The organism is Winogradskyella sp. 4-2091 (assembly GCF_045765065.1).
Lineage (GTDB): Bacteria > Bacteroidota > Bacteroidia > Flavobacteriales > Flavobacteriaceae > Winogradskyella.
The window spans coordinates 104,601-124,135 of the sequence record NZ_JBJKOD010000004.1; the positions used below are offsets into that span (position 1 = coordinate 104,601).

A 19,535-nucleotide genomic window follows, 5' to 3' on the forward strand; every position below is an offset into this window, starting at 1 on the left:
ATGATTTTCAGAAAAAAAGCCACCACTCTAATAATTATTATTGGATTAGCATGTTCAATGTTTAATACCATATTTGCTCAGCAAACACCTTTGTTTTCGGAGTATAATTACAATCCATTTATTATAAATGCGGCTTATGCTGGCATGACATCAAATACCGAGTTTTCAATAAGTAATTCGGGATATTTCAATCAATTTGAAGGAAGCCCTAAGAGTTTTGCTCTCAGTGGACATGGCTCTATAAATGAGAAGAAAGCTGGTATTGGTGCTGGTATCTCTAGAGATGAAATTGGCGTAACAACGTCAACACGTTTTTTTGCAACTTATGCCTACAAAATTTATTTCGATTTTGACAGTAATCGTCCGTATTGGCAGAACTACCATCCTGGAGTGTTGTCTTTTGGTGCTTCAGTTGGCTTACAACAATACCAAGATAACCTAACAGAATTAGGTATCATTGACGATGAGGTTTTCGCTCAAAATATAAACTCAACTATACCAACAATAGGTTTTGGTTTTTTATTTAATCACAACACCTTTTATGTTGGCATTTCTTCTCCTAATGTTGTTGGTGATGCATTAGTAGCAGACAAGAGTATAAATATTACCAACACCTATTATGGCTACCTTGGCTACCGCATATATAACAACAGATTTCAAGACTTAATGATAAAACCAAATGTATTATTAAAATATGAAAATGGTGCTCCATTACAAGCCGATATTAATGTTGCCGTAAGTTTTAAAAATCAATTTGAACTTGGAGCTGGTTACAGAACAAGTAATTCATATAACTTTATTGCAGGCTTATACTTATTTAACAATTTTAGATTGATTTATAATTATAACTTAGCTACAAACAATTCGCCATTAGGAAATGCGCATGGATTCATTTTAAGTTGTCAGCTTGGTGAAGGATTTAGTAATAATTAAACTTACATTAATTTTAGATATCTATTCTTTTACAATCAAAAATTCCGAACGTCTATTTTCAGCATCTTGTTCATCTGTACAATTAGATTTACAATTTATTTTAGGCTCTAAACTTCCCATACCTTTTGCAGACAATCTTTCTTCACTAACACCTTTGGATATTAAGTATTGCACTGTTGCTTGTGCTCTTTTCTCTGATAACTTTAAATTATATTCAGCCTGACCTTTAGAATCTGTATGCGAACGCACTAAAATTTTCATATCAGGATAATCTGTCATAATCTTAACCAGTTTATTCAATTCTGAAGCACCTTGAAGCGTAATATTACTTTTATTGAACTCAAAGTAAATATTATTTAGCTTTACTTCGGTTTCAGTGATCATTTCATTTATGAGTTTTAAATTCGCTTTGATCACAATATCTTCTCCTTCTGACTCCTCTACTCTATAAAATGCGGTTTGATAACCGTCCATGGTAATATTAATAGAATATGCATTCTCACAGCTCACATTGAAGCTAGTTTTACCAGCTGCATCTGTCGCTTGCGTTGCGATTTGGTTATGTTGATCATCTAAAATTGCAATCTTTGCTCCTGATAAAATTTTAGAGCTTTCAGCATCTTTTACTATTGCTACGGTTTCAAACTGGCAAATAGGTATCGCCATATAAATATTATCTGCTCCTGATCGATTAGAAGAAAAATAACCCACTTTCAATTTTGAATTTAAACTAAATGCAAAATCGTCTTTATTAGTATTTACAGAACTACCTAAATTAACAGCATCTTCAATACTATTTAAATCATATTTGAATATATCTAATCCTCCAAAACCTTGTTTCCCTAATGAAGCAAAATATAATACATCATTATCTGTAATTGATGGAAAACCTTCCTTACCTGATGTATTAACACTTTTCCCTAAGTTCACTGGCTTTCCATAAGAATCTCCATCTATACTAATTTTCCAAATATCTGTATCACCTAAACCACCTTCCATATTTGAGGCAAAATATAGAGTTTTACCATCTTTACTTAAACTTGGGTGTGTTACAGTATATTCATTACTATTTATTGGTAATGCTATGATATTACTCCATTTACCGTTTACAAGCGTTGCCTTATACAAGCCTTGCTGTGCTAATTTTAAACGTTTCTTTTTAATTTTTTTATAAGCACCTTCACTATGGCCATCTCGCGAAAAATACATTGTTTTCCCGTCTGCACTTATGGTTAAAGGTCCATCATGATAACTTGTATTTAATTCTGAAATCTGTTTTGGTTGAGACATAGTTCCATCTGCATTTCTAGTCGATTGATAAATATCTAAATATGGTTGTTTTGTCCAATTATCTTTTTTACTTGCGACTTGCCTAGAACTCACAAAATACAATACATTTTCATTAGATAATACAGCTCCAAAATCACTTTGATTCTCATCATTAATAGCTATGTTTTCTACATTAAATGCCTTTGAAATATCTGCCAGCATTGGTATATAGTCTGGATTTGACAAATGTGAAATTGCACGTTGATCATTAGGCATCAATTTGGCAAAACTATCCATTTGCTTATTAGCTGCTTCATAATCTCCTAAAGATCTCAAAACTTGCGCATAACGATAGTAAGTCTCTGCATCTTGGTTAACTTCTACTGCTTTTTTATACCATTTAGATGCCTCTTCAATATTAAAAACATTATAGTAACTATCTGCCAATTGCTTATAAACATATGCATTCGCTTCATTGGTATGTGTCAATTTAAGATACTGATTTATAGCATCTATATATTGATAGCTTTCAAAAAGTTTATCCGCCTTTTCTGTTTTTTTACTTTGCGCATAACTTGACGCAACAATTAGGAATAAACTTAAAAAACTAATAATTTTTTTCATTTTATAAATTTTATTTGACCATAAACTTCTACGTTTTCTAATGTTGTAAACTGAACTCAACATTAAACCACAATACCCATTAAAACACTGTTATCTAAATAATTATAGGCTAAAATTAAAACAAATGATTTTAAATTTAAAATAATATGATGGTTTAAAGTTTCATCTTTATTAAGAATCGATAAGCTACTAATTAGTAAGTTAAACGTAAATACTACTGAAAACCAAATTCAAATTAACGGTTTTCAGGGTATTGAAAGAGATCTTCTACTGATAGTTTTGTACAGTAATAAAAATGGAAATTTTAATCACATGAAAACGAAAATATCTACCCTAATTGTATTAATTCTAATTATTCAATCTTGCGGATTTAGTACAACTCCTGAGAATTATTTTGAATACACCACCGTATATACTAATTTGTTCAGTGACTTCGGATCTAAAGATTTTCAAAATTTTAGAACGTTAATAAAGCAAAATGCCTTAATTATTGAAAATGAAAACGGTGAATGGGTTACTCAAGATAAATTAGTACCTCATATAGAAACATATGTTATTAGTAATATTGAAAAAAATATAAATAAAATACAGGGTTTAAAAAAAACAGCAAGCACTGACGCTATGATTGAAGCATCTTTAAATTTACACGAATTTACTTTAGAAATCTATCAAAAAGAGTATTTACATATAGCAAATCTCATAGATTGTAACGCTTCTGAATCTATAGTTAATGATGCCATTTCAGAATTAGATAAACATCATTTAGAAAAATATTTAGAATTATATACTAAATTAATGGATGTTGCTTTACCTTATGCCGAAGCGAATAAAATAAAAGGATAAATCTTATAAAGTAACCCAACTAAAAACTTAGTACTCAATTTTAATGCAAAACATATCTAATTACATTTTAAATTTAACTTCAAAGAAGTTAGCTACGTATTTAATAGTTTATCCTTTAATTCTTACGCTTGCACATACTTCATTGACTTTAGTCAGTCGTTTAAATTCTTTTGATTCTGAAATCTATAATAGAATTGTTACTGCTATAGAATATGGTATTTTTATTCTGTTCTTATTCATTATTTTATTTTGGTTTTTATGGCTTAGAGCAGCAGCAAAATCAGTAGCGGAATTAAAATTAGGTTTACCAATTAAATGGTTTCATTTAGCATTTGGATTATTTTTATTCTATTTAGTTTTTAACCTTTCTTATGATTTTCTTATCAATTTTATAAGTAATATTAATCAAGATTATACGTGGATCATGTATGCTGCGCGTGAAACTATAAATTTTGTAGGACTCTTGGTTTTATACCCAATAATATGTCATTATTCGGCTAGAGCTATTTATGTAAAAAAGAATAATGCAGCAGCAACCTTTGTGAAATCAATACCTTTTACATTACTGTTAATTTTTATTCCAATTAGTATTCCTTTTTTTCAGAATTACTTTAGTCCTATTAAAACTAATCAGAATACACTTATTAAAATATATGTTTTAGGCTTAGGAATTATTTTGTTGCTTTTTATGACAGGTTTAATAGCTGCCTTTACGGGAGCCGTGTAATTGATCCGATAAAATCACTATTATATATAATGCAAAAAACCCATAACTTTCGTTATGGGTTTTCTTTTGCGGAGAGTAAGGGATTCGAACCCCTGGAGGTGTGACCCTCAACAGTTTTCAAGACTGCCGCATTCGACCACTCTGCCAACTCTCCTTTAGCGGCTGCAAATATAAAAGCCTTTTTGTTCTCGGCAAACATTTTTAATAGTTTTTTCAAAAAAAAATAATTTTTGCCAACTTATAGAAATAATAGGTCAGAAAATAGATCCTATTTAGATGTTCGGCATAAAAAGTGATGAGTTAATTATTAAATTTACAGATTATTCAGTTTTAGAATCACTTATAAGTTTTACTGTCACTGTTTCATTAACATTAAAAACATATAATCATGAAAAAAGTAATAATAGTACTAGGGTTTATTTCTGCTATAATAGCAACCATTTTATCTGCTTCGAGTTATTATAACTTCGCTACAGCACCAATTGTAATTGCTTTTGCATGTGGTATCGTGGTTTTATTCCTTTCTAAAAAAGAGAAAGTAAAAACAAAACCTATTCAATATATATTTCTATTAGTAATCATATCTTTAAGTCTAACGATTTATAAAAATGTAATTATTCCAGTAGAGGAATTAGAATCAGAACAAATTGAAATTTCTGCTGACGATAATGAAGAAGACGCTGTGGACAACGCTGATATAATTACGAAGAAAAACAGATTGAATTAATGCTAAAATTTCTATTAAACACAGACAACTACTTCAACCTATTTATCTTACATTTACCTAAATTATTTTAATCTATATAACTTGCTGTTATTTCTATTGATTTCGAGGGGAATTTTAATCTATTTTTTTGCAGCACAACCTTTTAAAACAGTATAAAAAAAGGATGAAAACACTCATTGCCTCTGCACTTATTCTTGTTGGTTCTTGCGCAACAATTCGACATAGTGAAAAAATTGACAATCTTAAAAACAATATCTCTTTTAAAGATAAAGCGGTTGTAACCAAATACCTCAATACCATAATTGAAGACGATTTAAAAACACATGTAGTTGAAGTCTCTTCTGACAAATACAATGGTAGAATGACAGGGGAAGAAGGTCATAATGACGTTTGTAATTATATTAGAGATCAATATAAATATCTTAACATATTACCTCCTACTACAAATCTCGATTACTATCAAACTGTACCAAAAGAAGCTCTACCAAATGACCTTAATGCATCTCAAAATATAATTGCTTACATAGAAGGATCTGAATTTCCTGACGAGTATATCTACATTGCCGCACACTCAGATCACGAAGGTGTAAAAAACGGAGAAATATATAATGGTGCAGATGATAATGGCTCTGGCACGGCAGCAGTTATTGAAATGGCAGAAGCATTTAGTTTAGCAATTAAAGATGGTTTTAGACCAAAACGCAGTGTTGTATTTCTTCACGTTACAGCTGAAGAAGTTGGATTACATGGCTCTAGATATTACACAGAGAATCCAATATTTCCAATTGAAAATACCGTTGCTACGTTAAATATTGATATGATTGGTCGCGTTGACCTTAGACACAAAAATGATGAAAACTATATTTACCTTATTGGCTCAGACAAAATGAGTACAGAATTAGATTTTATTGCTCAAAAAGCAAATTCTGACTTTACTAATCTCAATTTAGATTATAAATACAATGATGATAATGATCCTAATCAATACTATTACAGATCAGATCACTACAATTTTGCCTTAAAAGGAATCCCAGTAATATTCTTTTTTAATGGTGAGCATGAAGATTATACAAAACCAACAGATACAGCTGATAAAATTAATTACCCACTTTTAGAAAAGCGATCAAAATTAATTTTTGCAACAGCTTGGTATTTGGCAAATTCTGCTGAACGCTTAACTGTAGAAGTCATCTAAATCAAATTCCTTATTTTGTTTATTGAACAAAGTATTCAATCTGATAAAACTATTTAATATAAAACAAATGAAAAAACTATTAATTCTTGGATTTAGCACACTACTCTTTCTCGGTTGTGGCAGCTCATCAAATAAAAAATCTAATTCACAGGTTAACGAAATAGAAAACGTTGATCCGGCTGAATACGCTTCAACCATAACATCAGAGGAGCTAAAAACAATGCTTTATAAATATGCTTCAGATGAGTTTGAAGGTAGAAATACTGGGGAAAAAGGTCAGAAAATGGCTGTTGAATATTTAAAGGAAAAGTATCAAGCATTGGACATTCCTTCGCCACTTGGTGGTGAAGATTATTTTCAAGAGGTTCCATTAGAGAAACAAAGAGTATCACAAGCAAAAGTTAGTGTAAATGGAAAATCATATGAAAGCTATAAAGACCAAATTGTTTTGGCTGCTTCAAGTAGCATAAATATCTCTGCTGACGAAATTATTTTTGTAGGCTATGGTATTGATGATGCGACCTATTCCGACTACAAAAACATAGATGTTACAGACAAAATAGTACTTGCGAAAGCTGGTGAACCTAAAGACAGCTTAGGAAATTATATTACATCTGGGAAAACAGAAAACACAAAATGGACTAATGGTCGTCAAGCTATATCTAGCAAACGAGAAGCAGCGAAAGCCAATGGAGCAAAAGCGCTATTATATTTAGATAGCGAATCGTTCCCAAGATATGCGCCTTATTATCAAAGACAAGCAGCATCTGGAGCAACTGGTAGATTATCATTAAAAAGTGATACAGATAAATTATTAATGTTAATGATTGATGAAAATTTAGCTCATGCACTTTATCCAAAAATCACTGAAAACTCTGCACCAATGTTTCTAAATGTAAACGTGAATTTAGATGTTGAAAATCAATCTGAGTCCATTGTATCAGAAAATGTTGTGGCTTACATTAAAGGTTCTGAAAAACCAGATGAGATTATAATCATCTCTGCGCACTTAGATCATGAAGGTATTAAGAATGGAGAAATATACAATGGCGCAGATGATGATGGATCTGGTACTGTTGCTATTTTAGAAATTGCTGAAGCCTTTAAAAAAGCAGAAAAAGATGGCCATGGTCCTAAACGAACTATGCTTTTCTTACATGTTACTGGAGAAGAGAAAGGATTACTAGGGTCTAAGCATTATGCAGATAACGATCCTATTTTTCCACTTGAAGACACAGTTGCCGACCTAAATATTGATATGATTGGTAGAACAGATCCTAAACGTAAAGTTGGAACAAGAAACTATATCTATCTAATTGGAAGTGATAAATTGAGTTCAGAGCTTCATACTATTTCTGAAGAAGCGAATAGCAAGTACGTTAATATGGAATTAGATTATAAATTCAACGATGATAATGATCCTAATCGTTTTTATTACAGATCAGATCATTATAATTTTGCCAAAAATAATATTCCAGTAATTTTTTATTTCAATGGTACACATGATGATTACCACCAACCTTCAGATACTGCAGATAAGATTGAATACGATTTATTAGAAACAAGAACACGCTTGGTCTTTTACACGGCTTGGGAAGTTGCTAATAGAGCAGAAAGAATAGTAGTTGATAAAGCAAGCGAATAAAATATATAGTGCGTCTCACTTATTAAAGCCTTTCATTTATTTGAAGGGCTTTTTTTTATGCTAAGTTATATTAACAAAAAAAGCTTCTCTTTTCAGAGAAGCTTTGTCTTTTGGGTGGAAGACCGGGTTCGAACCGGCGACTTTCGGTACCACAAACCGACGCTCTAACCAGCTGAGCTACAACCACCATTTTAAATTGGATTGCAAATGTAAAATATTTACATTTTTCTACAAAGTGTTTTTTAACTTATTTTAAGTCAAATAATGAATCTACTGCAACATAGCGCTCAACAGTGTAACCCTCAGCATGTTCCACTCCAATTAATCGCCCTAAATTTCTTGCTCGGTAATCTACACTATCTGTAAAGTTCTTACTTGAGATAGGTGTTTCTGGTTCTTTACTATCTGGATCAAAAAACTGAGTTTTATAAGCCAATACTGCATCAACCTTTTTATCCATATAACCTGTAACATCTACAACTACATCTGGTTCAAGATCTTTCCATTGAATATAATGATAAATCGTTTTTGGTCGCCAAGGCTCTTGTTCAGTTTTTTCATCATTATAAGTAGTTACAATCTTTTTTAATCCACTTAAAAAACAAGCATCACTGACTAATTGGCTGCCTTTAGGATGATCAATATGCCTATCATCAACTGCATTGCAAATAATAACCTCTGGTTTATTAAAACGAATCATCTTAATAAGCTCTAACTGATGTTGTCTATCATTGACAAAGAAACCATCAGCAAAACGCATATTAATTCGAGAATGAACTCCTAAAATTTTAGCCGCATCTGCTGCTTCTTTATCTCTCGTTTCTGCAGTGCCTCTAGTTCCTAATTCGCCTCTAGTTAAGTCAATAATCCCAACTTTCTTACCATTAGAAACTTCTTTTGCTAATGTTGCACCACATCCTAACTCAACATCATCAGGATGAGCTCCAATGGCTAATATGTCTAATTTCATTCTTTCTTATCTTAATTGTGAAGTTAAATGAAGCATCAAATACCATACGTATAGATCTTTTTCTCATCATTTAACTATTTCTAATTATCAAAAATATTAAAAAGTAGATAAAAAACAGCTTTGTTTTTATTTCGCAATCGGTTTCGTTTAATATAAACTGTCGTTTTTTCAAAAATCGCTATGTAAAAATGAAAAAATCGCAATAGCACTAAAGTATGACTTTCGTCATAATTATTGGCTTTTTATGACTCTACCTTTACACTGTAATCAGAAAAACAAAATCCTTATGAGCTTAATGATAGCCATCCTAGTCATCACTATTTCACTTTTTATTTGGGGAAAATTTACACCAGACATTATCGCGCTTATTTCAATGTTAAGTCTTTTCATTTTTGGCATTTTAGATTTGCCAGAAACATTGAGTGGCTTTAGCAACCCTACCGTAATTATGATTGCTGCTTTATTTATTATAGGTGAAGGACTATCTCAAACAGGTTGGACAGCCTTAGCAGGAGAAAAATTTATAAAACTAGCTGGAAAAAGTAAAGTAAAGCTTTTACTTATCACAACATTAGGGTCTGGTTTACTCTCTGGAGTAGTTAGTAATACTGGTACTGTAGCGACATTAATGCCTGTTACAATTGCTTCTGCTTGGAGTATAGGCACGTTGCCTTCAAAGTTATTAATGCCTGTTGCATTTGGTTCTAACACTGGTGGTTTACTTACATTAACTGGTACACCACCAAATATTATTGTAAATAATACAATGATAGAAAGTGGTTTAGAAGGTTTTTCTTTTTTTGAATTTGGACTTATTGGCCTTCCACTTTTAATAATAGCACTTCTCTATTTTAGATTTATTGGCTATAAATTATTACCAAAGAATAAAACAAATAACAAACCTGTAAACATTAGTACAACATTACACCAATGGATTGAGGCCTATAAAGTAGACGGTGAATATTACAGATTAAGAGTGAGATCTGTGTCTCCTTTTTTAAATACAAAACTTGGCGATTGGGATTTTGAAAACAAACATGGTGTTTCAATTCTTCGTATTAAACGTAGACATCCTAATCGTTTAAAAGGCAATAGTCCATTTATTGAATTACCTACAGATGATACTGAATTTTTATATCACGATATTATTACCGTTAAAGGTGATACTGAAGCTATAAATGCTTTAATGATAACATTTAGATTAGGGCTATTACCATTAGATCCTATTGAGAATGAACTACGTGACAACTTAATTAATCAAGAAGTTGGTATGACGGAAGTATTGGTTACACCTCAATCTGCTTGGGTTGGTAAAAAAATTAAGTCGAGTCACTTATTTGAACGCTACAATGTACAGTTAATGGCTGCATCTAGAAATAATAGCCCATTAATAGGAAATGAAATTACTGTTAAAGCTGGTGATGCCTTTTTAATTCGTGGTGAATGGAGTGCTATTGATGATCTAAAAAAGCATTATGAACATTTAGTAATTTGTGGTAGTCCAGAAGGCATGGCAAAAACGGTAACTAACCTAACAACTAAATCCTATATCGCTTTATTATCGTTAGTTCTAATGATTGTAATGTTAGTTTTTAAAATAGTTCCTGGTGCGATTGCTTCGTTAATTTCCGCAGGTATTATACTTATCACAGGCTGTGTTCCTATTGCTAAAGCTTACAAAGGTATTAGTTGGATTAGCGTGGTAATGATTGCCGCAATGATACCAATGGGAATTGCGCTTCAAAAAACCGGAACAGCTGAACTTATTGCTAATGGCTTAGTAAGTACTCTAGGGAGTTTACATCCTGTTGTATTGCTTGGTGGCGTTTTTTTACTAACCACATCATTTAGTCAAGTAATTAACAATTCTGCGACTGCAGTACTTATGGCTCCTATTGTAATTATTGCTGCAAACTCTCTTAATATTTCAGCAGCTCCATTTATGATAGTAGTTGCTATTAGCGCTTCAACAGCCTTTTTAACACCTGTTGGAACCACAACTAATGCTATGGTTATGACTGCAGGTGGATACAAATTTATGGACTATTTAAAAGTAGGTGCGCCATTGCTCCTACTCTTCTTAATAACCTCATTATTATTAGTGCCATTAATATGGCCGTTTTAAATCGAATGTCGAATTAAAAAAATATTATCATGGAAACTTTATTAAACACATCAGCAAGAAAGTCTAGAGACTTAACAAAGTATGGAATAAAGAATGCCATTGCAAAGTGGAATTTAAGTCCAGAAGAGTTACAAGCCATTACTGTAAAAAAAGGAATGGGAACAGAAACAGCTAACGGAACTTTAGCAATCAACACAGGGAAATTTACTGGTCGATCTCCTCAAGATCGTTTTATAGTAAAAGATGATTACACAGAAAACAAAGTTTGGTGGGGAAAAACCAATAAGGCTATATCTCCAGAAAATTTTGATCATTTACAAGCGGAAATTGTCAACTTTTTAAGTGAAAAAGAAATTTATGTTAGAGATGCATATGTCTGTGCAGATCCAGAATTTAAAACTAATGTGAGAACAGTTACTGAATATCCTTGGTCTAACATGTTTACTTACAATATGTTTTTAAGATCAGAGGACTCCGAATTAGAAAATTTTGAGGAAGACTGGTTAGTACTTTGTGCGCCAGGTTATGAGGCATCAAATCCTAAAGCAGTAGGCTTAAGACAGGGTAATTTTTCAATTCTTAATTTTTCTAAAAAAATTGCCTTAGTCGGTGGATCTGGCTATACTGGTGAAATTAAAAAAGGAATATTTTCTTCATTAAATTTTATTCTTCCAGTTGAGAAAAATGTTTTACCAATGCACTGCTCTGCCAACGTTGGTGAAGCTGGAGATACTGCAATTTTCTTTGGATTATCTGGTACTGGCAAAACCACGCTTTCTGCAGATCCTACACGAAAGTTAATTGGAGATGATGAACATGGCTGGACAGCAAACAACACTATCTTCAATTTTGAAGGAGGTTGCTACGCTAAAGTTATTGACCTATCTGAAGATAAAGAACCTGATATCTTTAGAGCTATTAAACCTGGAGCTATTCTTGAAAATGTTGTTTTCAAAGAAAATGGAGACGTTGATTATATGGACAGTACAATTACACAAAACACGCGTGTAAGCTATCCTATTTATCATATAGATAATATTCAAAACCCATCATATGCAGGTAATCCTAAGAATATTTTCTTTTTAACGGCAGATGCTTTTGGTGTTTTACCTCCTGTTTCAAAATTAACTCCTGGTCAAGCAGCATATCATTTTATTTCTGGTTATACGGCAAAAGTTGCTGGTACAGAAGCTGGTATCACAGAACCTGTTCCATCATTCTCTGCTTGTTTTGGAGAACCATTTATGCCTTTGCATCCTACTGTTTATGCTGAGATGCTAAGTAAAAAAATGCAAGATGCAGGTGTTAATGTTTGGCTCATAAATACCGGTTGGAGTGCTGGCCCTTATGGCATTGGTGCACGTATAAAATTAAAGTATACAAGAGCTATGATTTCGGCTATTCTTAATGGCGAATTAGATAATGTAGAGTATAATCAGCATCCTATTTTCGGATTATTTATGCCAAAATCTTGTCCTAACGTACCAGATAATTTATTAGATCCTATGAACACTTGGGAAGACAAAGGACAATATATCAGCAAATCAATACAACTGGCGCATTCATTTCATCTAAATTTTGAAAAGTTCGCAAGTGAAGCTTCAGAACAAATCATAGAAGGTGGACCGCTAATTGATGAACATCATCATTTACACGATCATATTTAAATTTCCATGAGCTAAAAGAGCCCTTAAATGGGCTCTTTTTTTATTACATATAGAATTATGAAAAAATACATATTTATTTTAGTTGCCATTATATTTAACCAAATTCAGTTAGAAGCACAAAGCACTGGAGAGCAGGAATTAGGGTCTTGGTACGAAATAACCTTATCAAACAGAATTAGCGATAAATACAGCGTATTTGGTTCTTTAACAAGTTGGAATTATGAGTTGCCAGCAGAACGATCTCATTTACTATTGGCTATTGTTGGTGCAAAATATCATTTAAATACTAAAACCTCAATAGGAATAGGTTACGCTTATGGTGATATTGATTCCTTTTTTGAAATCAATGACACGCCTCATACTAAAGAACATAGAATTTTAGAGCAATTAGTATTTAATCACAAATTAAATTCTATAAAATTATCACAACGATTTAGATTAGAACAACGGTTTTTAGAATATGAAACTGAAACTATCTTGAAGCATAGACTACGCTATAGATTTAAATCAAAAATCCCAATAAATGATACATTTTATGTTTCAATTTATGATGAAATTCACTTTTATTTAAATGAATTCGATTTTCAGCAAAACAGAATATTTTCTGGACTAGGCGTGAATTTTAATAAAAATATAAAAGCAGAATTTGGTTATGCAAGACATTCTTTTAAAACGAAAAGTTATAACAGACTATCGATTCAGCTTAATTTAAAATTTGACTCAAGGAAAGAGAAAACATAAAAATTATCTCAAAATTATTAAATAAGACAATTTTAATTCAACTCTTTATTATGCATTCTCAATAGCTTGATTGATATCTTTCTTTAAATCTTTAATAGTCTCAATACCAACTGAGAAACGTACTAACTGATCGGTTATACCAACAGCATCGCGTTCCTCTTGAGTTAATAAAGCATGAGACGTTAAATGTGGAGATACGACTGTGCTCTCTACGCCTGCCAAACTCATTGAAGATTTTATTAGTTGTAAAGCCTTTTGAAATTTTTGAGAATCTAAACCATCTACCAACTCAAATGATAGCATAGCTCCAAATCCACTCATTTGGGATTTTGCTAATTTATATTCTGGATGTGATTTTAATCCTGGATAATATACTTTTGAAACATTTGGGTGCTTATTCAACCATTTGGCTAATTTTAAAGCATTTTTAGTCTGAGCTTTTACGCGTAATCCTAAAGTTTTCATACTGCGTTCTAACATCCAAACGGTCATATCACTAAGGCTTCCTCCTAAATTTTTTCCAACATTCCAAATGCGTTCTATATGTTCTGCTGAACTTGCTACTGCGCCTGCACATATATCACTATGTCCTCCAAAATATTTGGTTGCTGAGTGCATAACCATATCTATGCCTAGGTTCATAGGTTTTTGATTAACAGGTGACGCAAATGTATTATCTATAGAGGTTAAGATGCCTTTAGATTTTCCCAACTTGGCTATCGCCTTAATATCTGTGATAGTTAACAAGGGGTTAGATGGCGTTTCAATATGAATTAATTTTGTATTACTTTGAATTACAGCTTCGAAATCTTCAACCTTATAACCATTTGTAAAGGTATATTCAATTCCATATTTAGGAAATTCTTCCTTTATAAAATTTACAGTTCCTCCATACAAGGTATTTTGCACAACTAAATGATCACCTTGCTTTAAAAATGCCAAAAACATGGTACTTATAGCTGCCATACCAGATCCAAAAATCATAGCCGATTCCGTATTTTCTAAGGCCGCTATTTTTTTAGCTAAATACTCTTGGTTTGGTGTATTAAAATAACGAGGATAACGCTTTACGTCAACATCTAAATACTCATAAGACGAGCTTAAATACATAGGCGAAACTGCACCTTTAAACTGTTCGTCTTTGACTTCTCCAATATGTGCGCAAATGGTGTTTAAACCAAGATTTTTATTCTCTGACATCGTATAATTATTAATGGAATAAAATTAATAAAAATAGTCTGCGCTAACTTATTTCTCAATATAAACTTTAGAGGAATAAGAAGAATTCTCGGTTTCTAAGGATACAATGTAAATACCTGTAGAAATATTTGAAGTGGGAACTATTATAGAATTTGAAGTAGTATGATCAACGTTATCTAGCCAAATTTGCTTACCATCAACAGTATACAAACTTAATTTCAAAGTATTATAGTCTTTTGAAACGCCATCAATATGTAATTCATTTTGAAATGATGAATGCCATATTTTTAACTCTTCAAAATTATTTTGAGTTACGGATAGTACTTCTTCACTTATTGTATTACCAACTGAATTTGAAAATGTAATAAAGAATCTATCTAAATATGTTTCAGCGGCTAAACTATTGAGGTAATCCACATCATTTAATAACGTATATTCATCCAATTCTAAATCATACAAATACACATCAATAACTTCATCAAAATTCTCTAACTCATGTAGAGATATTTTGACGTCACCAGAATTTGACAAAAATAGTCCAAGTGGATAATACTTATTTTCATTAAAAGCACCTACGCCTTGTATCACATAGCGTTCGTCCTCAATTATCCAATTTAAATCATTTGATAAATCATCAATATTTATAGCATCATATCCATAGTCCAATCCATCTGTTGCTGAGTTATCTGGCACAAATCCTAATAACAACTGTCTAGAAAAACCTTCTGGATTTTCAAAATTAACTCTAACACGTTGTATTTCGTTTTGTGCGAATGAAAAAGTTATGCTCATCATAAGCATAAGTCCTAATACTATAGTTCTCATTAGATTTGGGGTTTTAATGAATTGTACTACTATGGTTTAAACATAGTAAAAATATCACAAAAAACCCTATTAAAACCATATTTACACGATAAAATACGTTTTTAATTAACAAAATAGATATTTTACTTACAATAAGCAGAATATTATTTAAGATAAATTATATTCTAAACTTGATAGGTTCTGCTGACGTTAAGACCAACTCCATGCGTAACAAAGAGCAATTATTTCTTATAGTAAATCTTACTTTTTCTATAAGAGAAAAAACCAAGTATGGCAATAACACCTACAGCAATAGCAATTACTTTTCCACTTAAAATTTGGTCTCCACTAGCATAAGAGTGTAAACCTGCCAAGTAGAAATTAACACCAAAATAGGTCATTAAAATACTACCATATGCCACAATAGACATTAAACTATAGATCCAACGACCTCTTAAGCCTGGCACTAAACGCATGTGAATAACAAAAGCATATATCATAATACTTATTAAAGCCCAAGTTTCTTTTGGATCCCAACCCCAATATCGTCCCCAACTTTCATTTGCCCACATACCTCCAAGAAAATTTCCAATAGTTAACATTACTAAACCAACCGTTAATGCCATTTCGTTAATAATGGTCAACTCTTTTATATTTACGAGCATGCGCTCTTTATTCTCTTTTGTTGTAAAAATCATTAACAACAATGCTACGGCTCCTAATATCATTCCTAACGTAAATGGTCCATAACTCGCCACAATAACAGACACATGTATCATTAACCAATACCCTTGTAGTACTGGCTGTAGATTACCTATTGCAGGATCTAACCAACTCCAATGTGCAATCATTAAAATCATAGAGGTTACAAAGGCACCTGCAGCAACAGTTAAACTCGATGAACTAAATTTACCTAAAAATGAAGCCTTTTTATCTGAAGTATTCTTTCGCTTAGTTATACCTACAATAAACCCAAATAACATGGTAGACCATGCTACATATATCATTGATTCGTATGTATCACTCCAAGGTGCATGACCAGATAAATACCATCTCCAAATTAAACCAATTGTGTGAAGTATAAAAAACAGCGCAATAACAATCATGAATATATTAATAGCTATTTTTAAAGCTTTGCTTTTGTATTTAAAAATCTGAACAATGATCAGAATAAATAACAATGCTCCTACAAGCATGTACATATAATACAATCGTTTGAAGAGGTCGAAATCATTATACATGATCTCCGAATTAATTTTTTCGTCCGATAGCATAACTTCACTACCATATTTCTGCTGAGTTTTCTTAATGCCAGAAAGCAATTCTTCAGCTTTAGAATAATCGCCAGTTTGTTTGGCATTATTTAAAGTAACCAAATAAGCTACAAATCCATTATTTATAAAGTTGCCATAAAGAGAATCCTTTATCTTATCTCTAAATCCTTCGTCTCTAAAATCCTTAGAAGATATCCAACGGTTATTTTCATCTTCTGGTACAGGGAATATTTTAATATTTCTTCCTTCAATGGCATCAGACAATAAACTTAGTCGACCGTAAACTTCTTTGATTTGACTTTGATATCCTGTTGGAATTTTTGCATTAAAAGCATCACTCAAATAAGGATCTAGTTTATTTACACCACGTTCCGTAAAGAAATCGAGTAGACTGGCATGTTTAACCTTTTTATCTACACCAATAATAGTTCTTATAGAATCTGCTTTTCTTGGTGTTAAATAAATAATTGGCACATTATACCAAAGCATAGGACTTTCTTGTATGGAAAGAAAAACTTGATCTGCGTTAAATTCTTCATACGTATCTCTATGACTAATACCACGTAACATTTCTGAAGAATAAGTATGAATTGGCATCATACGACCACTATAATCCTGAATTACCATTTTTGAAAACTCAGCTGCGTGTTCCTTTGGCGTAATATGTACTCTTAAAATTGAATCTATTTGTTCTTTTACAGGCCTATCTTGATGGTTGTGGCCATCGTCCTCTGAATGTTGTTGCGCAAAACCTGTTAAACCGAATAACAACAATATCATTGTCATTATTTTTGCTTTCTTAGCTTTTATCTTCTTTAGTCGGTTTCGTATATCGTCAAAGCGTGTGTTTTTTGCGAATAGAATTGCTAACAACCCAAAATACAATAACATGTAACCTGCGTAGGTGATATACGTTCCCAAAAAATCATGGTTTACAGAAAGGTAGGTTCCTTTTTCATCTGGATCAAAGTTTGCTTGAAAGAAACGGTAACCTCTATGATCTAATACGTGGTTCATATAAATATGATAATCAAAATCGCCTTCTTCTCTATCTAAAACCGTAACCTTACTCTCGTAAGATGAATAAGCTTTTTCGGTGCCAGGATATTTTTCGGCAATAAAATCGTTGAGTTTTACATCAAAAGGTAATTTTAAAACTTTAGGTCCATATTTTAAAGCTAATTCTAATCCACCAACTTCAAACTCTTCATATTCCGCTGGTATTCCTGGTCCTCCTAAAACGCCAACTTCTTTAGTTTCTCCGTTCGCAGTAACCTCTAAAATTAAACCATCAGTATCATTCTTTAAGAGATCAGACTTTTTTACCACTCCAAAATCGCCCTTAATAATAGGCTTTGGCATCACAATTTGCATATTCCCAATAATATATCGCGATCTTAAAATCAATGGCTGAATACTATCTTTAAATAATTTACCTGTTGCACGCGTCGCCATCGTCATATACTCTCCTTCGTAAGGAGATTGAATAAATAAACCTTCTTCTGTTTCAGTAATATTTATAGCATCCTTTTCAAATTTATTCAATGACACTAAAACATTATGAAGGCTAGAGATTGTACCATCTTCTAAAAAGTGATTATGAGGTGCTCCATTACCAGCTTCGACTATTTTTAAATAGCGCTTACCTGTTTCATTAGGAATAACGTCCTTTTCAGCACCTTGAATTAATTCCTTGAGTTTAATTGTAACATCTGTATCTCCATAATCTAATGTTTCACTAAATGAATTATCTAAACGATGAGAAAAATCTACTTCCTCTTCTACTCTACGTTGTTGTAACTGACCATTTATTTTATAATCGCCAATAATACGACCGCTTATGTATGTTTTTTGCGAGTAAAATTCATTTTGAGTTTCGCCTTCTCTAATAGGCATAATTCCTTCATAACCTACATAACGCGTTATAAATGCTCCTAGTAAAATAAAGATGAAAGATAAATGTAAAATTAGCGTTGCCCATTTTTCCTTTTTATACAAACGGAATCTAAAAATATTACCTACAAAATTAATGACAAAGAAGACCATAATTGCTTCAAACCACCATGCACCATAAATCAATGTTCTTGTGTAAGGTGTTGGTGAAGTATCCATGTTTCTATCTAAAAGTGTGCCTGTTGCCATGGCTGCGGCAAAGGCAATAAATAAAAACGCAGTAAGTTTTGTAGAGAATAGGAAATTAGCGATTTTCTTTTGCATAATTAATGGCTTTTTTAAGCTCGTGCAAAGATATGGTTTTTAAACGATTTAGGCATTCCTTTAAAACCCTCAATAGTTGTTAAAATTCTATTAATTCTACAAGCTTAATTACTTGAATCTGTCTTTAAAATTTTGTTTTGCTCTTCCATTAAATCTTTTAAATCTGATAACAACTGAATATCCTTAGGTGTTACCACAGTTTCGTCTGTAGTATCTTGAGCCTGATTTATAAGTCTGTTCATAAACTTTACAATTACAAATACTGTAAAACCGATAATTATAAAATCTAAAAACACTTCAGACAATTTACCATAAGCAACAGCTACCTCAGCCGTTATGGTTTCACCAGCAGAATTTAATACAGCATCTCGCAACACTAATTTTTTATCACTAAAATTTACACCATCTGTTAACAGTGACAATGGCGGCAACAGAACCTGTTTTGCCAATACATCGATGACTTTATTAAATGCTGCACCTATTATGATACCAACAGCCATATCCATCATGTTTCCTTTTACTGCAAATTCTTTAAATTCTTTGATGAGTTTCATATCGTAGTTTGTGTTTTAAA

At 32.0% G+C, this 19,535-nt stretch carries 15 protein-coding genes and 2 tRNA genes; 9 read left to right on the plus strand and 8 right to left on the minus strand.

Going from position 1 to position 19,535, the window contains the following annotated elements; genetic code table 11:
• Window positions 1-933 (plus strand): PorP/SprF family type IX secretion system membrane protein, encoded by a 933-nt coding sequence (locus ACJBCC_RS06585; protein ID WP_299101063.1) that lies wholly within the window; start codon window positions 1-3, stop codon window positions 931-933.
• A 21-nt stretch (window positions 934-954) separates the two neighbouring features.
• Here ACJBCC_RS06585 and ACJBCC_RS06590 read toward each other — a convergent pair whose 3' ends face one another.
• Entirely contained in the window at window positions 955-2,826 is a 1,872-nt protein-coding gene (locus ACJBCC_RS06590; RefSeq protein WP_299101061.1) for an OmpA family protein, read from the minus strand.
• Between the two features lie 312 nt (window positions 2,827-3,138).
• On the opposite strand from ACJBCC_RS06590, the gene ACJBCC_RS06595 reads away from it, so the two are divergent.
• Together ACJBCC_RS06595 and ACJBCC_RS06600 are read left to right on the plus strand one after the other, a co-directional pair.
• Window positions 3,139-3,669: a hypothetical protein gene (locus ACJBCC_RS06595; RefSeq protein WP_299101059.1), complete on the plus strand. Its 531-nt coding sequence runs from the start codon at window positions 3,139-3,141 to the stop codon at window positions 3,667-3,669.
• Between the two features lie 43 nt (window positions 3,670-3,712).
• On the plus strand, window positions 3,713-4,396 hold the full coding sequence (locus ACJBCC_RS06600; protein WP_407556723.1) for a hypothetical protein: 684 nt from the start codon (window positions 3,713-3,715) through the stop codon (window positions 4,394-4,396).
• Between the two features lie 69 nt (window positions 4,397-4,465).
• Here the strand turns inward: ACJBCC_RS06600 and ACJBCC_RS06605 are convergent.
• Window positions 4,466-4,550 (minus strand) — tRNA-Ser (locus tag ACJBCC_RS06605).
• A 234-nt stretch (window positions 4,551-4,784) separates the two neighbouring features.
• Here ACJBCC_RS06605 and ACJBCC_RS06610 point away from each other — a divergent pair.
• The 3 genes from ACJBCC_RS06610 (at window position 4,785) to ACJBCC_RS06620 (ending at window position 7,963) form a co-directional block, all read left to right on the plus strand.
• Window positions 4,785-5,123, plus strand: a complete 339-nt coding sequence (locus ACJBCC_RS06610) for a hypothetical protein (RefSeq protein ID WP_299101055.1) — start codon at window positions 4,785-4,787, stop codon at window positions 5,121-5,123.
• Window positions 5,124-5,286: 163 nt separating this feature from the next.
• On the plus strand, window positions 5,287-6,318 hold the full coding sequence (locus ACJBCC_RS06615; protein ID WP_299101053.1) for a M28 family metallopeptidase: 1,032 nt from the start codon (window positions 5,287-5,289) through the stop codon (window positions 6,316-6,318).
• 67 nt (window positions 6,319-6,385) lie between these two features.
• Window positions 6,386-7,963 carry a M28 family peptidase gene (locus ACJBCC_RS06620; protein WP_407556724.1) on the plus strand — a complete coding sequence of 526 codons (1,578 nt, stop codon included), beginning with the start codon at window positions 6,386-6,388 and terminating at the stop codon, window positions 7,961-7,963.
• 112 nt (window positions 7,964-8,075) lie between these two features.
• On the opposite strand, the gene ACJBCC_RS06625 is transcribed toward ACJBCC_RS06620, so the two are convergent.
• Together ACJBCC_RS06625 and bshB1 are read right to left on the minus strand one after the other, a co-directional pair.
• Window positions 8,076-8,151, minus strand: a tRNA-His gene (locus tag ACJBCC_RS06625).
• Window positions 8,152-8,210: 59 nt separating this feature from the next.
• Window positions 8,211-8,933: a bacillithiol biosynthesis deacetylase BshB1 gene (bshB1, locus tag ACJBCC_RS06630; protein WP_299101049.1), complete on the minus strand. Its 723-nt coding sequence runs from the start codon at window positions 8,931-8,933 to the stop codon at window positions 8,211-8,213.
• A 286-nt stretch (window positions 8,934-9,219) separates the two neighbouring features.
• On the opposite strand from bshB1, the gene ACJBCC_RS06635 reads away from it, so the two are divergent.
• The 3 genes from ACJBCC_RS06635 to ACJBCC_RS06645 are packed head-to-tail and all read left to right on the plus strand — an operon-like array spanning window position 9,220 to window position 13,466.
• Window positions 9,220-11,058 carry an SLC13 family permease gene (locus ACJBCC_RS06635; RefSeq protein ID WP_407556725.1) on the plus strand — a complete coding sequence of 613 codons (1,839 nt, stop codon included), beginning with the start codon at window positions 9,220-9,222 and terminating at the stop codon, window positions 11,056-11,058.
• Between the two features lie 29 nt (window positions 11,059-11,087).
• Entirely contained in the window at window positions 11,088-12,725 is a 1,638-nt protein-coding gene (pckA, locus tag ACJBCC_RS06640; RefSeq protein WP_407556726.1) for a phosphoenolpyruvate carboxykinase (ATP), read from the plus strand.
• 57 nt (window positions 12,726-12,782) lie between these two features.
• A complete protein-coding gene (locus ACJBCC_RS06645; protein ID WP_299101043.1) occupies window positions 12,783-13,466 on the plus strand; it encodes a DUF2490 domain-containing protein in 684 nt (227 codons plus the stop codon).
• Window positions 13,467-13,514: 48 nt separating this feature from the next.
• Here the strand turns inward: ACJBCC_RS06645 and ACJBCC_RS06650 are convergent, their stop codons facing one another.
• The 4 genes from ACJBCC_RS06650 to mscL all read right to left on the minus strand — a co-directional run bounded on the left by ACJBCC_RS06650 (window position 13,515) and on the right by mscL (window position 19,515).
• Window positions 13,515-14,666: a trans-sulfuration enzyme family protein gene (locus ACJBCC_RS06650; protein ID WP_407556727.1), complete on the minus strand. Its 1,152-nt coding sequence runs from the start codon at window positions 14,664-14,666 to the stop codon at window positions 13,515-13,517.
• Between the two features lie 48 nt (window positions 14,667-14,714).
• On the minus strand, window positions 14,715-15,491 hold the full coding sequence (locus tag ACJBCC_RS06655; RefSeq protein WP_407556728.1) for a T9SS type A sorting domain-containing protein: 777 nt from the start codon (window positions 15,489-15,491) through the stop codon (window positions 14,715-14,717).
• Window positions 15,492-15,712: 221 nt separating this feature from the next.
• The gene (ccsA, locus tag ACJBCC_RS06660; protein ID WP_407556729.1) at window positions 15,713-18,961 is read right to left on the minus strand and encodes a cytochrome c biogenesis protein CcsA; all 3,249 of its coding nucleotides are present in this window, start codon (window positions 18,959-18,961) and stop codon (window positions 15,713-15,715) included.
• 104 nt (window positions 18,962-19,065) lie between these two features.
• Window positions 19,066-19,515: a large conductance mechanosensitive channel protein MscL gene (gene mscL / locus ACJBCC_RS06665; protein ID WP_299101033.1), complete on the minus strand. Its 450-nt coding sequence runs from the start codon at window positions 19,513-19,515 to the stop codon at window positions 19,066-19,068.
• Window positions 19,516-19,535 lie beyond the last annotated feature (20 nt).

What these genes read in the sequence shown, in the direction of transcription:
- ACJBCC_RS06615 (WP_299101053.1), top strand. Translation starts at nt 5,287, where the DNA reads ATGAAAACACTCATTGCCTCTGCACTTATTCTTGTTGGTTCTTGCGCA.
- ACJBCC_RS06600 (WP_407556723.1), top strand. Translation starts at nt 3,713, where the DNA reads ATGCAAAACATATCTAATTACATTTTAAATTTAACTTCAAAGAAGTTA.
- ACJBCC_RS06590 (WP_299101061.1), bottom strand. Translation starts at nt 2,826, where the DNA reads ATGAAAAAAATTATTAGTTTTTTAAGTTTATTCCTAATTGTTGCGTCA.
- bshB1 (WP_299101049.1), bottom strand. Translation starts at nt 8,933, where the DNA reads ATGAAATTAGACATATTAGCCATTGGAGCTCATCCTGATGATGTTGAG.
- ACJBCC_RS06645 (WP_299101043.1), top strand. Translation starts at nt 12,783, where the DNA reads ATGAAAAAATACATATTTATTTTAGTTGCCATTATATTTAACCAAATT.
- pckA (WP_407556726.1), top strand. Translation starts at nt 11,088, where the DNA reads ATGGAAACTTTATTAAACACATCAGCAAGAAAGTCTAGAGACTTAACA.
- ACJBCC_RS06655 (WP_407556728.1), bottom strand. Translation starts at nt 15,491, where the DNA reads ATGAGAACTATAGTATTAGGACTTATGCTTATGATGAGCATAACTTTT.
- ACJBCC_RS06620 (WP_407556724.1), top strand. Translation starts at nt 6,386, where the DNA reads ATGAAAAAACTATTAATTCTTGGATTTAGCACACTACTCTTTCTCGGT.
- ACJBCC_RS06650 (WP_407556727.1), bottom strand. Translation starts at nt 14,666, where the DNA reads ATGTCAGAGAATAAAAATCTTGGTTTAAACACCATTTGCGCACATATT.
- mscL (WP_299101033.1), bottom strand. Translation starts at nt 19,515, where the DNA reads ATGAAACTCATCAAAGAATTTAAAGAATTTGCAGTAAAAGGAAACATG.
- ACJBCC_RS06585 (WP_299101063.1), top strand. Translation starts at nt 1, where the DNA reads ATGATTTTCAGAAAAAAAGCCACCACTCTAATAATTATTATTGGATTA.
- ACJBCC_RS06635 (WP_407556725.1), top strand. Translation starts at nt 9,220, where the DNA reads ATGAGCTTAATGATAGCCATCCTAGTCATCACTATTTCACTTTTTATT.
- ACJBCC_RS06595 (WP_299101059.1), top strand. Translation starts at nt 3,139, where the DNA reads ATGAAAACGAAAATATCTACCCTAATTGTATTAATTCTAATTATTCAA.
- ACJBCC_RS06610 (WP_299101055.1), top strand. Translation starts at nt 4,785, where the DNA reads ATGAAAAAAGTAATAATAGTACTAGGGTTTATTTCTGCTATAATAGCA.
- ccsA (WP_407556729.1), bottom strand. Translation starts at nt 18,961, where the DNA reads ATGCAAAAGAAAATCGCTAATTTCCTATTCTCTACAAAACTTACTGCG.